This is a genomic window from Phaeobacter gallaeciensis DSM 26640 (assembly GCF_000511385.1).
GTDB lineage: Bacteria > Pseudomonadota > Alphaproteobacteria > Rhodobacterales > Rhodobacteraceae > Phaeobacter > Phaeobacter gallaeciensis.
On the sequence record NC_023137.1, the window covers coordinates 1,109,036 to 1,121,732 of the forward strand.

13 protein-coding genes are annotated in these 12,697 nt (G+C 58.2%); 2 read left to right on the forward strand and 11 right to left on the reverse strand.

Features of this window, described 5'->3' with window-relative positions:
• Positions 1-7: 7 nt before the first annotated feature.
• Both GAL_RS05340 and nhaC read right to left on the reverse strand, forming a co-directional pair.
• The gene (locus GAL_RS05340; RefSeq protein WP_024096562.1) at positions 8-931 is read right to left on the reverse strand and encodes a DMT family transporter; all 924 of its coding nucleotides are present in this window, start codon (positions 929-931) and stop codon (positions 8-10) included.
• Entirely contained in the window at positions 928-2,349 is a 1,422-nt protein-coding gene (gene nhaC / locus GAL_RS05345; protein ID WP_024096563.1) for a Na+/H+ antiporter NhaC, read from the reverse strand. The genes GAL_RS05340 and nhaC overlap by 4 nt, the downstream gene beginning before the upstream one ends.
• Positions 2,350-2,538: 189 nt before the next feature.
• Between nhaC and GAL_RS21895 the strand changes: the two genes are divergently transcribed.
• Positions 2,539-3,411 (forward strand): LysR family transcriptional regulator, encoded by an 873-nt coding sequence (locus GAL_RS21895; protein WP_158524499.1) that lies wholly within the window; start codon positions 2,539-2,541, stop codon positions 3,409-3,411.
• Between the two features lie 202 nt (positions 3,412-3,613).
• Positions 3,614-4,981 carry a YjiH family protein gene (locus GAL_RS05355; protein ID WP_024096565.1) on the forward strand — a complete coding sequence of 456 codons (1,368 nt, stop codon included), beginning with the start codon at positions 3,614-3,616 and terminating at the stop codon, positions 4,979-4,981.
• Between the two features lie 82 nt (positions 4,982-5,063).
• On the opposite strand, the gene GAL_RS05360 is transcribed toward GAL_RS05355, so the two are convergent.
• The 9 genes from GAL_RS05360 to GAL_RS05395 form a co-directional block, all read right to left on the reverse strand.
• Positions 5,064-5,471, reverse strand: coding sequence for a YybH family protein (locus tag GAL_RS05360; protein ID WP_024096566.1), 408 nt, complete (start codon positions 5,469-5,471; stop codon positions 5,064-5,066).
• 472 nt (positions 5,472-5,943) lie between these two features.
• Positions 5,944-6,942 carry a type IV secretion system protein gene (locus GAL_RS05365; RefSeq protein WP_024096567.1) on the reverse strand — a complete coding sequence of 333 codons (999 nt, stop codon included), beginning with the start codon at positions 6,940-6,942 and terminating at the stop codon, positions 5,944-5,946.
• A 21-nt stretch (positions 6,943-6,963) separates the two neighbouring features.
• The gene (locus tag GAL_RS22140) at positions 6,964-7,140 is read right to left on the reverse strand and encodes a DUF4177 domain-containing protein (RefSeq protein WP_024096568.1); all 177 of its coding nucleotides are present in this window, start codon (positions 7,138-7,140) and stop codon (positions 6,964-6,966) included.
• Complete coding sequence (locus tag GAL_RS05370; RefSeq protein WP_024096569.1) at positions 7,133-8,128, reverse strand: ATPase, T2SS/T4P/T4SS family; 996 nt, start codon at positions 8,126-8,128, stop codon at positions 7,133-7,135. The genes GAL_RS22140 and GAL_RS05370 overlap by 8 nt, the downstream gene beginning before the upstream one ends.
• Before the next feature lie 2 nt (positions 8,129-8,130).
• On the reverse strand, positions 8,131-9,444 hold the full coding sequence (locus tag GAL_RS05375; RefSeq protein ID WP_024096570.1) for a TrbI/VirB10 family protein: 1,314 nt from the start codon (positions 9,442-9,444) through the stop codon (positions 8,131-8,133).
• Positions 9,437-10,132, reverse strand: coding sequence for a TrbG/VirB9 family P-type conjugative transfer protein (locus GAL_RS05380; RefSeq protein ID WP_024096571.1), 696 nt, complete (start codon positions 10,130-10,132; stop codon positions 9,437-9,439). Before GAL_RS05380 ends, GAL_RS05375 begins: the two co-directional genes overlap by 8 nt.
• Positions 10,133-10,135: 3 nt before the next feature.
• Entirely contained in the window at positions 10,136-10,786 is a 651-nt protein-coding gene (locus tag GAL_RS05385) for a virB8 family protein (protein ID WP_024096572.1), read from the reverse strand.
• A 4-nt stretch (positions 10,787-10,790) separates the two neighbouring features.
• Positions 10,791-11,570 carry a type IV secretion system protein gene (locus tag GAL_RS05390; protein ID WP_024096573.1) on the reverse strand — a complete coding sequence of 260 codons (780 nt, stop codon included), beginning with the start codon at positions 11,568-11,570 and terminating at the stop codon, positions 10,791-10,793.
• Entirely contained in the window at positions 11,567-12,622 is a 1,056-nt protein-coding gene (locus GAL_RS05395; RefSeq protein ID WP_407674847.1) for a lytic transglycosylase domain-containing protein, read from the reverse strand. The genes GAL_RS05390 and GAL_RS05395 overlap by 4 nt, the downstream gene beginning before the upstream one ends.
• Positions 12,623-12,697: the final 75 nt, after the last annotated feature.

A 12,697-nucleotide genomic window follows, 5' to 3' on the forward strand; every position in this document is an offset into this window, starting at 1 on the left:
GGGACTTTCATGAACTAAGGGAAAAGGCGGGTTTTGCAGGACGATCCAAAAGAAAGAGCGCCGCGCCGGACAGGATGATGATGGCGATGCCGCCTTGGGCCGCCAAATTGGTCGGCAGCCCCCAAAGGGCCAAGGCCCAGACCGCGGCAAAGATCAGAAAGGAGTATTCACATACGGCGACAAAATCCGGTTCGGCAAAGCGATAGGCATTGGCTAGAACGGCAATTGAGAACGCCGCGCCGATGGCTTGGGTAAAGGTCAGCCACAAGAACCGTTGTGACAGGGGTTCCCAGCCGCGGGCGTGAAAACCGGGGTCGGGCAGGGCCGAAGGAAGCAAAGCCAGATATCCCAGCATAACAATTGAAATCGCGGCAATTGTCGCAAAGACACCCAAAGCCAAAACAACCGGGTTTTCATCCCCACACAGCTGCTTTGTCGCGAGCCCCCCAGTCCCGTAAAACGCGCCAGCCACCAGTGGCAAGGCCGAGAACACAGTCAGATTGGACAGGTCGGGCTGCAGCAGCATTAGCACTCCGACAAAACCCGCGATCATGGCAACGACGCGGCGCTTGCCGATCCGCTTGCCCAGAAACAACACGGAAAACAACATGATCCAGATGGGCGCGCTATAAAGCCCGGCGCCAGCCTGGGCCACAGGCAGCACCCCGAGCGCCGCGAAATAGGTCAGTAAACCCACCGCGATCAAAACACTTCGCAGGATCAGCCACCCCCAGTTTTGCGGCCGACAAGAGAGGCCAACAAACACAGCAGCGCTATAAAGAAAAGACAAGGCAATCATAGCTTTGACCAGTTGGAACTGCCACAGCCCGGCGGTTTCCTTGACCGCGCCGACAAAATTGTCGGCTAGGCTTAGAATGGCCGAGGCCATCAAGGCCAGCATCGCTGCAAACAGGGGGCGATTGGCTGTCATGCGTCGCTCCGTCCATCGGCATCTTCGGACTTCAGCGGGGTAATGGTCCAGCCCATATATCCAAAGAGGATCGTGACCAGGGGCGACAGCCAGCAAAAGAAGTTAAACGGCAGGTACAGGATTGTCGGGACACCAAGGGTGGCGAACTGATAGGCCCCACCGGCGTTCCAAGGCACCAGATTGGCCGTGACAGTGGCGGAATCTTCGACGGCGCGGCTCAGGTTTTCGGGGGCCAAGCCACGGTCGCGATAGGCCGGTGCAAAGCTGCGCGCGCCCATGACAATCGCCATATATTGATCGGCCAGCACGATATTGGCCATAATGGCGGTCAGCACAGTGGACAGGATCAGCGATCCGGTGGATTTCGCATAGCTCAGGATCTTTTCCGCCACGACCTTGAGCTGGTTGGTGCGCTCCATTACGCCGCCAAACATCATGCCTGCGAAAATCAAAGCGATCGTGTACATCATCGAATTCAACCCGCCGCGCGACAGCAGTGAATCCACATCCTCGACGCCGGTTTTGGACTCAAACCCCCACATGGCAACGGCGGAAATCGTTTCAAAGTTCGCCCCTTGCAGGCCAACCGCACAAATAACCCCTGCCACTGCGCCCATGGCTATGCCAGGAATGGCTGGCATCTTTTTGTAAGACACCACCATCACCACCAAGATCGGCAATAACAGCACCGGATTCAGGGTGAAATTGTCCTCAAGGGTTTTCAGGATCGTGTCGATGCGGTCCAGATTGCCCTCTTGCGCGGCATAGCTGCGGCCCAGAAAAATCTCGATCAGCAGGGTCAATCCAAAGGACACCGAGGTCGTGTAGGACATGTGTTTGATATGGGTAAAAACGTCCGTGCCAACCATGGCTGGGGCCATGTTGGTTGTATCGGAGAGCGGCGACATCTTGTCTCCGAAATAGGCCCCCGACAGAACCGCGCCCGCGACCACCGGCGCAGGAAAGCCAAGCCCGGCTCCGATTCCCATCAAGGCCACCCCGACCGTGCCTGTCGTGCCCCAGCTGGTGCCGGTGGCAAGCGATGTGATAGCGCAGATGATCAGTGTGGTCGGCAAAAAGACCGATGGCGAAATAATCTGCAATCCGTAATAGATAAGCGTCGGTACGACCCCGGCCAAAATCCAGACGCCGATCAAGATGCCCACAACCAAAAGGATAATGGTCGCCGGAATTGCCGCTGTGATCCCGCGCACCATTCCGTTTTGAATATTGGTCCAGCTAAACCCACATCGCAGCGCTACCAAACTGGCGACACACACACCCAAAAGCATCGGGATATGTGCGTCCAACCCGTATAAGACTATCGAAATAAAGATGCCGGTGATCAGGGAAAGCAATGAGATGATCGCTTCCCGCATATGGGGTTTTCGGGCCCCGTCGGGGATTGTGGTTTTCATTGGCGCATCTTTCCCGGTGCTGCCCGTTCATGGCGATGATGGCCAAGGGCATGTGATTATTATTTGAAATCAAAAGAGATTTCTGCTTGTTAAGTTTTAACCTTTCCCCAGGCGCAAAAAAATTAGGTATATATTGCCCTCAGCGACGCTTCTGCCTACGCTTGGGGAATGCACACATCTCTTCGCCATTTGAACGCCCTGCGCGCCTTTGAGGCTGCGGCCCGTCACTCCAGCATCTCTAAGGCAGCTGCTGAGCTGAATGTCAGCCACAGCGTGGTCAGCCAACATGTCCGGAACTTGGAAGACTGGTTTGGGAGCAAGCTGTTCAAGCGTTCCGGCAACCGGATCGAGCTCACCGGTGAAGGTCGACGCCTAGAGCCTCAAGTCGCGCATGGGCTGCAAATTCTCAGCGATGCCTGTGCCGGACTTTTACAAGCCTCGCAGCAGGGGGCGATCATCGTCAGCGCCGAACCCGCGCTTGCGTCGCGGTGGCTGCGGCGCAAGATCACTCAGTTCAGCGAACAGTTTCCCAAGATCGAATGCCATTTACGTTCGGATTGGCAGATCCCGGATACAAACGAACACCAGATTGATCTGGTTATTCATTTTGACGAACGCATTCAGCGCTTGCCGGGGGGGAAATCGCAACTCTTCCCTGTTGACGGTTTTCCCGCTTGCGCACCCAGCTTGGCCGACCAACTGAGGGCCAATGATCCCGACAGTTTTTTTGACATCCCCATCATTCATGATAACGGCCGCCATGTGTGGCAGCAATGGTTTGCAGAACACGCAAAAGACAGCCGGAAATGGACCCAAGGCAAGGTCTTTTCCGATCTTGCCCTGACCATCGACGCCGCCATTGATGGCGAAGGCGTCTTTCTGGCTGACAAAATCATCTGCAAGCGCGAGCTGGACAGCGGGCAACTTGTGCAGATCGACAGCCGCACCAGCCGCTGCACATGGTACAGCATCGCGGCGCGCGAAAATGCTGCGCCCAACTCTCCGGCGGAGACGTTCAAGTCCTGGCTAATTGCCGAAGTCAAAACCCATTTGCCAGCTTAGCGTCGGTTTTAGCCTCGCTCAGTATATTTTATTGGATTTCAAAGATTTTTTAACCCTGTGCGATGGTGCCATGGGGTTTGCCTGACCTGCGGCCTGTCTTCCCTCAGGCCAGTTTCAGATCGGGGGCCCCAATCGATAACCGCGCATCGCCTAAACCCGGGCCCGACCCGGCAGGCCAAAAGCGCCGACAGGGGGTCATTGAATGGAACAATCCGCCACCGCCATATCCCGCGATATCGGGGTGTATTTGAAACTGATTTTCGGATCGCTTTTCGGGATCTGCTTTTTCATGCTGCCCTTCTTTTGGGAGGGAGAGCTGACTTTGCCCATCGCCCTGGTGCAAAAGGTGATTTCCAAGCCGTTTGAATCGCTCTTGCCCGGCGTTGTCGTGGCGCTGATGATCCTGTCCGGGTTAGTCAGCCTGTTTGCCACCGCCACCGGGGGCAAAGGGTTAAACGCCTATTTCCAATCGGTCTTTGTGACCTCGTGGATGTCCGTGCTGTTTCGCCTTGCCGGGGCCGTGCTGGCCATCTGCGCCTTTTGGCATTTGGGGCACGAAGCGCTGTGGGGCGAATTTACCGGGGAAATCATCATCATTCTGCTGATGCCTTCGCTGTTGGTGATTTTTTTCCTGGCAACAACCATGTTGCCCTTTTTGCTGGATTTCGGCGGGGTCGAATTCTTTGGTGTCTATCTTCAAAAGCTGTTCAAAACCTTGTTTCGCCTGCCCGGACGGGCCTCGGTATTGTCGCTGACCTCGTTTGTTGGCTCTGGCACCAATGGCATCATCGCCGCTGAGCTCGATTACAAAAAGGGCATGTATAACGCGCGAGAAGTGTCGATCATCTGCCTTGGCTTTGGCACGATTTCCTTGCCCGCCGTGTTTGTCTACACCACCGCGATTGGCGGGCTTGAGGTGGCACATTTCCTGTATTTCGCGCTGACATTGCTGATTGTTGGCATTGCCTCAACCATGGTGATTGCCCGTGTTCCGCCCTTGTCCATCAAAACCGATGAGTTTTTTGAGGGCCGTAAAGACCCGCTGATTGATCAGGAAACAGGCGGCAAAACCCGTTTCGAAATCGCCCGTGATCTGGCCTATACCAAAGCCGCGCGCGCACCCAGCTTGGGCAAGATCCTGAAAGACGGTGTGTTGACCACGTTCGAGCTCTATATGTCGGTTTTCCCGTTGATCGTGCTGATCGGCACCTTGGCCTTGATCGCCACGGAATACACGCCGATTTTCAACTGGATCGCGACGCCAATCACCCCTGCGCTCGAAGCCATCGGCCTGCCCGAAGCGCAAACAGCCGCGCCCGGGTTTCTGACCGGTTTTGCCGATTTGTTGCTGCCCTTCCTGGCGGCTGAAAACATCGACTCGCAATTGACCAAGTTCGTCATGTGCATCACCGGAACGATTACTGTGATCTGCATGAGCGAGACCGGAGCCATCCTGCTGAAGTCCGCCATTCCGGTGAACTTCGTTGATCTGCTTTTGGTCTTCCTGATCAAGACCGCCGTATCGGTTCCAATTGCCCTTGCGATGGGGCGGTTATACGGGCTGACCTAAACGAAAAACTGCGGGGGCCTGATGGGCCCCCACGCGACACAGAGTATCTGCCCCATTGGAGGCAGATACACACATCGTTAATTCACTCAGCGACTTGGTTCCGCATGTCGCCGATGATTTTCCAGTCATCACCGTTCTTGTTCAGGACATAAAGATAGGTGCCATGCCCGTCGACGCCCATCGAAGGCGCTTTGGCCACCACATCCCCGATCATGACCGCAAGGGTTTCATCATCTGAGACAAACAGGTGGTCAATGTCATGAGTGACCTGTGCCTCTGCGCCGGTCATAAAGGTAAACAGCTTGGCGGCCTCGTCTCTGCCGTTCAAGGTCATGGCGGTGCCGGGGGCGATCCACATGACCTCTTCGCCATAAAGGCTCAAAAGTGCCTCTTGGTCCTGTGCGACAATGCCCGCATTGAAGGCGTCGTTCACGGCGTTCAACTGGCGAGCCGCGTCATCCGCCCGTGTCGGAGAAGCGGATACCGGCATGAGAGCCAGAGTTTTCAATTCCGCATATTAGATCCCCTGTACTTGGCTGGATGCGACTGATCTGCGGGCGGGTGCTGGTACCACTTATCGGTGACGAATTTCCAACTGTCGCCATGACGTTAGAGAAGAAACAAGGAACGTCTCGGTAGTGTCGAACGGGAAACCTTGAAATGGATCGACTGGTTCAACAATCGTCGCCTGCTGCGGCCCACCGGCGACATCCCCCAGCAGATGCCGAGAAGATGCTTTAGGAACAATGCAACGAGTTCGATAAAGTCGCGTGAAACGGAATAATTAGCCTTCGGGAAAACCGGGGTGGTTCAACTCTGAGAGAGAAAGCATTGAACGTCGGATTTGTCTGCAGTTCTTCCGTTCAGCCATTGAAAATGCTGCACCGTGAGTCGAATGGCTGGTTTGATGAAGCCGCGATGCAGCGCTTGATCGACCAGCAAAAGGCAGGTCTGGGCCGATCTCACCCCAACCGCTTGGCCCGTTCTGCCACCCTCTGGACCATCGAAACTGTGGCATTGCCCGCCTGCCGTATTCCAGCCCCTGCGATCTCAGCATTTGATCGGGTCCCAAACCGCGCCCGTGCCCGTGACCCCTTGGTGCCGATTAGGCCTTTGGCGAAGCCGCCCGGTCCCGGAATGCTCGGCGGTCCGGCCATCATGAAGTTGCCTGAGATTGAGCGGACGATCAGCGGGGTGGCGATGATCATGCCGCCTGCGAGGAACATCATCATGAAGAAGGGCACCAGCGCGCCGATGTTGCTCGCGCCAGAGGGGTCTCCTAGTTCAGTCATGAGCGAGCGGGACATGCCAACGACCGTGGAAAACACCCCGGCGATCACGAGGGGGTAGAGAGCATAGGATACCGTGCTGGACAGCCAGCGATGGAAATAGTCCTTGCTAACATCAAACAGCGACAGCGCGATCATGATGGGGGCGATGCCGATCATGAAGGCCAGCATGATCTTGGCGAAGATCAGGACAAGGCCGCAGAGCGCGCCGATCACGCCGAGGAGGAAAGCGCCGATCGCGCCGATCAGGGCTCCGGCCATCCAATGCATGTTGTCACCGGCCGCGTTCAGGTAGTCGCCGAACTCTTCGATGAGATCGTCGAAGGCCTCGGCAAAGTAGGACGCACCTGCTCCGCCGCCGCCAAGCCCTGCCACCATGCCGCCCGCGAGCTGGTCGAGCCCGTTGATGAGGGCGCTGGCTACTGCGTTGAATTGGACCCAGTTCATTGCAAAGAGGGAGATCAGTATGAGCTTGAGGGCGAACCAGAAGGCGGTTCGCCCATCCATGGATTTGTACTGAAACACCATGTTGAGGAAGACGCCGATCACCGCGAGCGTCGAAGCCACGGCAATGACGCCGCCGAGCTGACCGGCGACGTTGCCAAAGGTGGTTTGAGCCGCGTCTTCCAGAAAGCTGTCGGTTGTTTCTACCATCCAGGTGACGACGCCCATCGGATCCTCCTCAAGTTGGCTTTAGGCGCTCGCGCTGGTGCGACGTTTCATGAAGGCCTTCAGTATATGCTCGCCGTCGAAATCCGGCACGACCGAGACCAGCTCCCAGCCATCTTGGCCAAGGGCGGTCAGCTGCGCTTCGATCTTCGGCGACTTGATTTTGGCGGTGTTGATCTGTTCAATCTTGTATTCAAACATGGGCTGTTTCCTTTGTATGGGCCGGATCAACCGGCAGGTAGAATTCAGTGATGCCACGTGCGCCTTCACGGCGACCGGCCTGGATGATCACATCGATCGACCGGGTGATGTAGTCGTTCATGTCCTGGTAGGTCATGGGCACATCGGTTTTCAGGGCGGCGATTGCGAGGCGCTGCACGGCCAGTTGAGGCGTTTCAGCGTGCAGGGTGGTAAGTGAGCCACCATGGCCCGTGTTTATGGCCTCAAGGAAAGTCATGGCCTCTTTGCCGCGCACTTCGCCTAGAACGATGCGGTCAGGTCGCATACGCAGGGTGGAGGTCAGCAGGACATCAGCGCTGCGCGTAGCTTCATCGCGATCAGACATAAGCGTCACGACGTTGGGCTGCGTCGGACGTAGCTCGGCGGCCTCTTCGATCGTGATGATACGTTCGTCGGTGGGCACGAAGGAGAGGATCTTGCGCGCCGTGACGGTCTTGCCGGTCGAGGTCCCGCCGGACACGATCATATTAAGCTTGTGGGTGACGCAGAGCTTGATCGCAGCTTCGATGTCGCGGGTGGCCACGACATCTCGCAGCTCGGCATTGCGCTTACGTCTTGCTTCCTCGTTGCTGCGTTCTTTGCCGAATAGGTAGGACAGCTTGATCTGCTCCAGCGGCAGGTCCGCAAAAAACCGCAGGGAAATCGCGTAACCGCCGTCAACGGCGGGGGGCTGGATGACTTGCGCGCGGATGGGGCGGTCGCGGTAGGCGATGCTGACCGACACGATGGGCTTGGTCCGACTGAGCGTTGTGTTCGCCGCGGAAGCAATCTGATTGCCAAGGTCTTTGATCTCGTTCTGCGAAAGCCGTCGATTGACGGACCGCATGAAGTGATCGCCCTGAAACTCCGCCCACAGCGTGCCGTCGGGGTTGATGCAAAGCTCGATCAGCTTGGGGTCACGCGCCTCGGGGATCTTGTCCATCGAGCTTTGCAGATAGCTGGCCGCCATGATCAGAAAATCTCCAGATCACGGTCGACCATTACGGTGACGCGGGCACCTTGATCGACATAGATCACGGGCGAAACGGAGAGATATTCGCCAATCACACTTTGCGCGCTGTCTTGCAGGTCTTCGCCTATGCCCTCGAGGACATCCGAGGTGATCTCATCTTCGGTGTTCTGGGCTGCCACAGCGGGCAAGGCTCCGATCAGCGATATCAGAGCGGCTGAGCCGAACCGTGTTCCAAAGCGGCTGTCGACAAAGCCGGTTGTGCCGGACCGCCCCAGTTCATCACCACCGAAGGCGCTGATTTCGACGGTCTGGTTGCTGGGAAGAATGATCCGATCCCAGGCGATGGTCACGCGCTGTTGCGCGATATCGAGGCCAGATTGATAGCGTCCGATCAGGCGTGCGCCGCGCGGGATCAGAATCCGTGAGCCGTCATAGGCGTGGACATCTTCAGACACCATGGCGCGGACCTGGCCAGCGAGCGAGCTGTCGATTGCGGTCTCCAGCACGGCCTGGACCATCGTGCCTTGAACAACCGTGTTTGACGGGTTCACAATCAGCTGGGCCTGCGTCACGTCAGCGGGTTCAGCGCCATTGCGGACAAAGTCTGTGTCGCCATCAAGCTGTCGCTGCTGCGCGGCGGGTTCACTGTTGCCGCCTCCGGTGCCGCCAAAGGCGATGATTGGGCTGGCGATACGGGCTTGCAGCTCCTCAAGCTCCGCTTGCCGTCGCCGCTCGAGTTCCTGAAGGCGCAGCTCTTCGGCCGTTGGGCCGGTTGGTGCAGGCGTGCGAGGGGTTTCCAGGCGTGCAAGTTCCAGATCATTTTGAAGACGCTGGATTTGCCGTGCGCGTTCTTCCAGCTCCTCGCGCAAGGCGGCTTGCGTTGCTGCTGCCTCGCTGCGCAGGGCATCGATCTCTGTGCCCAAGGTATCCAATGCCTCGAGGTCGACGGTCGTGGCTTCAGGTGCACGTGCATTGCGCAGGGCTTCGAGCTCGCTTCGCATGGCATCCATTTGTGCGCGCAGCTCTTCTGTTTCGCTGTCTGGTTCCGGCTCCGGCGGTGGTGATGTGTCGATCGGTAATGGTGTGGGGTCTAACGCGCCAAAACCCGGTCCCGCCTCTTGGAATTCATCCGGTGAGGCGGTTTCCAAGCTTTCGGGTGCAGAGCCGCCAGAGAACAACAGCAAGAGACCGCCAAGGGCGGCGATTGCCCCAATACCCAGGGCAATAGTGACAACAGACGGTCGCGCTTTTCGATTTTGTGTTTTGCCTTCAAGTGCTTCTAGGCGCTTCTTAAGCTCGGCGGTTTCACTCATCGCGGTTTGCCTCGCCCATCTCTTGGACGCAGATCTCGTCCTCGCCGAGCCTGAGAACCCATCGATCGCTGACACCTGAGACACGGATCACTCCATCTGGCCGGGCCAGAGCATTTACGCTGCGCTCATTGCCGCCGGACCATCGAAAGATCGCGGGCAGCGGCGCGTTCGCGGCAAAGCGGAAATAGGTGAAGGTGCCGTCGTCCCAAATCTCGCGCGGAGTGATTTCGGACCGCGCGCTGACGCCATAGGCGTGATTTGCAGGTTGGCTTGCGGCCACTCGGGATTGCCGTGGTGCCGCCTCAGGATAGGTGAAGCGAATAACGTAGAAAGTCGGTGAACTCGCCTCAGTGACGTTGAAATAGTAACTGCGCCGGTTGGTATAGGCGGTGATGTTGGTATGCGCGCCGCGCGAGACTGGCTTGATCGCAAAAGCCTGGCCGCCGGGCACGCCGTCCAAAAGGAAGCCCTCGGTGTCACCTGCAATGATTGAGCGGATGGTCTCGCCTTGGCCAAATTCGATGCTGGTGACATGGGTCAGACTGGTGCGGATGCGATAGACCTGCCCATCCTGATAGGTGGCCAGCCGGACGCGGGCATCATAGGGGCCTTGTCGCGGCTGAGTTTCAGCATAGGCGGTGCCAGCAAGCGGAACAATGAGGGCGAGGATCAGAAACAGGCGGCGCATGGGTTACTCCAAACGATCCGAGCGGATCGCGTATTCTGTGACGGTGAAGCCGAAAGGGTTCTGCCAGACATCGTCGATCGACCGGCTATTCTCGGGCCGAAATTCAAACATCAGCGTTGCAGTGAAGAGCCCATTTTGAGAGCCGCGCGGTGAGTTGAGCTGCTTGCGCAGACGTACCTGGGCACGGTTGGCGCTGAAAAAGGTGATCGATAGAACCTCGACCTCAAGCCTTGCATCTGTGCCATAGCTGTCTGGCGGATAGGCCTCGTGGCCGCTGGTCCAGAGCGCGCGCAGTCCTGAGGCCGCAGCTCCGTCCGACTGGTCCAGGACCCGCCGCACACGCACGTCATTGTCGAGCTGATTGTATGTCTCTCGATCGATGACATAGCGGTAGACCTGTGCCTCGATGATAGCGGGGCGTTCCGTGAGTGAGACCGCTTCAACCACGGCATTGGGGAGGGCCATGCCGGTTTCGCTATCAAAGGGCACGATCATGGGCGGCGGGTCCACGTCGAACAGGGCAATGAGGGCGGCGGCGAGGCAACCTGCCATGCCAAACGCCATGCCTGTCAGCCCCAGCTTCTGCCACATGAGCTCACGTCGTCGTGCGCCGTAGACGAGCTCTTCTTCGATGATTTCTGCCTCGCTGTTCATGGGGTCAGTCCGCGCGCAGGTCTGGCAGAGTGAAGTCCATGTAGCGGCGCTCTTCGGCCAGCGTTGCGGCATCCACCACGCCGGACTGGCCCGCGCCGACGGTCTGAATGGCCTCTAGTTCCCACATGCGCGTCATGGCAATTGCCAGCTCGGCCGTGACGCGGGTGTTGTGGTCCACGGCTTCCTTGAGCGTTTCCATGTCGGGGATCAGGGAAACCAGTTGCTCGACCCGTTCAAGAGACTGCGCAGCCTCTTCATAGCTGTTCTCAGCGGCCGCCGACATCACCGCTCCAGTGCCCGCCCGGCTGGCAATGCGCTCCGCCCCTGGATTGCCGCTGCTGGCCATGTCGGACAGGCTGTCTTGGTCAAAGCCTGCGTCCTCCAAGGCTTGCGTCATGCGGCCTTCCATCTGAGGGGCGGCATTGCCAATGAGGCCGCTGAAATCGCCACTCTGGATTTGCCGGATGGTGCCAAGGAGATCGCCAAATTCTTGATCGAGCAGCCCGTCGAGATCACCGCCCATGGCCATTTCAATGATATCCGTCGCGCCGGTCAGGGCCGCATAGGTCTCATTGAGCGTGTCGAGCTGCTGCTGCACCAGATCGAGCTGTTCGAGAAGCGTGTCGAGCTGGTCGGTTTGGATCCCGAAATCCTCCAGCATCTGCTGCAGCTGGCGAATTTCCTGCGCAATGTTGCGCGTGTCGACTGTTGGAACGCCTTGGGCAGACACAGGTGAAGCAACCAGCAACGCGCAAGTGGCAACGGTGGATAGAAAGCGGATCATCGGAGTGCCTCCAGATCGAATTGCATGAAGTCTTGTTCGCCCGCCTGCGCGGCCGCCATGGCCAGTTCTGCCGCGCCAAGCGGGCGGGTATGGGCGGCCTTGAGGCGCGTGCGGATCGCGATCAGGCGAGCGAGTTCGGCCCGCGCGTAGGTGTTGAGCGACATGGCCGCGTGAATGTCATCTGTCTCGCCAATGCGGGTGATGACGTCCTGGATACGCAGTGCGGCCGCTTGCACCGAGACCAAGGAATAATCGCCATAGACCCCAGCACCGAAAGTGGTCAGGCTCATGGTGGAGTTGGCGAGCAAGACGGGATCAATGGTGCCACGCGCATCTACGCCACCGACGCGGGCAAGGTAGAGATTGTAGCGCTCTGGGATGACCTGAACGTAGTGCTGGGTCTCGGCAAAGGGCGGCACGCCACCGTAGCGCTGCACGTTGCCGGGACCGGCATTGTAGGCGGCCAGCCCATGAATGATGTTGCCGTCAAACATAGCCAGCATCTGTGCGAGATAGCGCGCGCCGCCTGTGACCTGCACATAGGGGTTTTCATAATAGGCGGGATAAATCCCGAGATCCTGCGCAGTGCCGGGCATGATCTGGGTCAGGCCAAACGCGCCGACCGGGGAGCGAGCGCCGATGGTGAAGCGGCTTTCTTGCCAGATCAGGGCCTGCAACAGGCATCGCCATTGCTTGGGCGACAGGCCTGCAGCGCGCACGCCGGACATATGGTGCGTCTCATGGGCGGCGCGAATGATTAGCGCTTCGATCGAGCCCGAGGCATCGCCGAACATCTGGCCTGCGCCGGGGTTTGGGTCAACCGGACCGTAGAGCGTTTCTGCAGCGCTTTCAGGCGATGAACCAGCTTCCAAGCTTGCGACCAGCGCGCCTGAGTTTCCGCTGGCCAGTGTTGAGGCATCTAGGATGTCCTCCAACGCCTGGAGTTGTTCTTGCTCGAGCTCTTCAAGTTCTTCGTCTTTGGACAGGCGATCCCGCTGCAGCGCCAGATCTTGTTCGCCATGCTGCAATACGCGCTCGCGTTGCAGAAACATGCTCGCATCAAATGTGGGCACGCCTTGGGCATGGGCCAATGGCGCGGCGAAATAGACCAAGCCCGCAATGATATG

Bases quoted from the DNA above. Each gene is read 5' to 3' on its own strand.
- GAL_RS05360 (WP_024096566.1), bottom strand. From the start codon at position 5,471: ATGCCGGTATCCGCTTCTCCGACACGGGCGGATGACGCGGCTCGCCAG.
- GAL_RS05365 (WP_024096567.1), bottom strand. From the start codon at position 6,942: ATGGGCGTCGTCACCTGGATGGTAGAAACAACCGACAGCTTTCTGGAA.
- nhaC (WP_024096563.1), bottom strand. From the start codon at position 2,349: ATGAAAACCACAATCCCCGACGGGGCCCGAAAACCCCATATGCGGGAA.
- GAL_RS05375 (WP_024096570.1), bottom strand. From the start codon at position 9,444: ATGAGTGAAACCGCCGAGCTTAAGAAGCGCCTAGAAGCACTTGAAGGC.
- GAL_RS05390 (WP_024096573.1), bottom strand. From the start codon at position 11,570: ATGATCCGCTTTCTATCCACCGTTGCCACTTGCGCGTTGCTGGTTGCT.
- GAL_RS05380 (WP_024096571.1), bottom strand. From the start codon at position 10,132: ATGCGCCGCCTGTTTCTGATCCTCGCCCTCATTGTTCCGCTTGCTGGC.
- GAL_RS05355 (WP_024096565.1), top strand. From the start codon at position 3,614: ATGGAACAATCCGCCACCGCCATATCCCGCGATATCGGGGTGTATTTG.
- GAL_RS05395 (WP_407674847.1), bottom strand. From the start codon at position 12,622: ATGTTTCTGCAACGCGAGCGCGTATTGCAGCATGGCGAACAAGATCTG.
- GAL_RS05370 (WP_024096569.1), bottom strand. From the start codon at position 8,128: ATGGCGGCCAGCTATCTGCAAAGCTCGATGGACAAGATCCCCGAGGCG.
- GAL_RS22140 (WP_024096568.1), bottom strand. From the start codon at position 7,140: ATGTTTGAATACAAGATTGAACAGATCAACACCGCCAAAATCAAGTCG.
- GAL_RS05340 (WP_024096562.1), bottom strand. From the start codon at position 931: ATGACAGCCAATCGCCCCCTGTTTGCAGCGATGCTGGCCTTGATGGCC.
- GAL_RS05385 (WP_024096572.1), bottom strand. From the start codon at position 10,786: ATGAACAGCGAGGCAGAAATCATCGAAGAAGAGCTCGTCTACGGCGCA.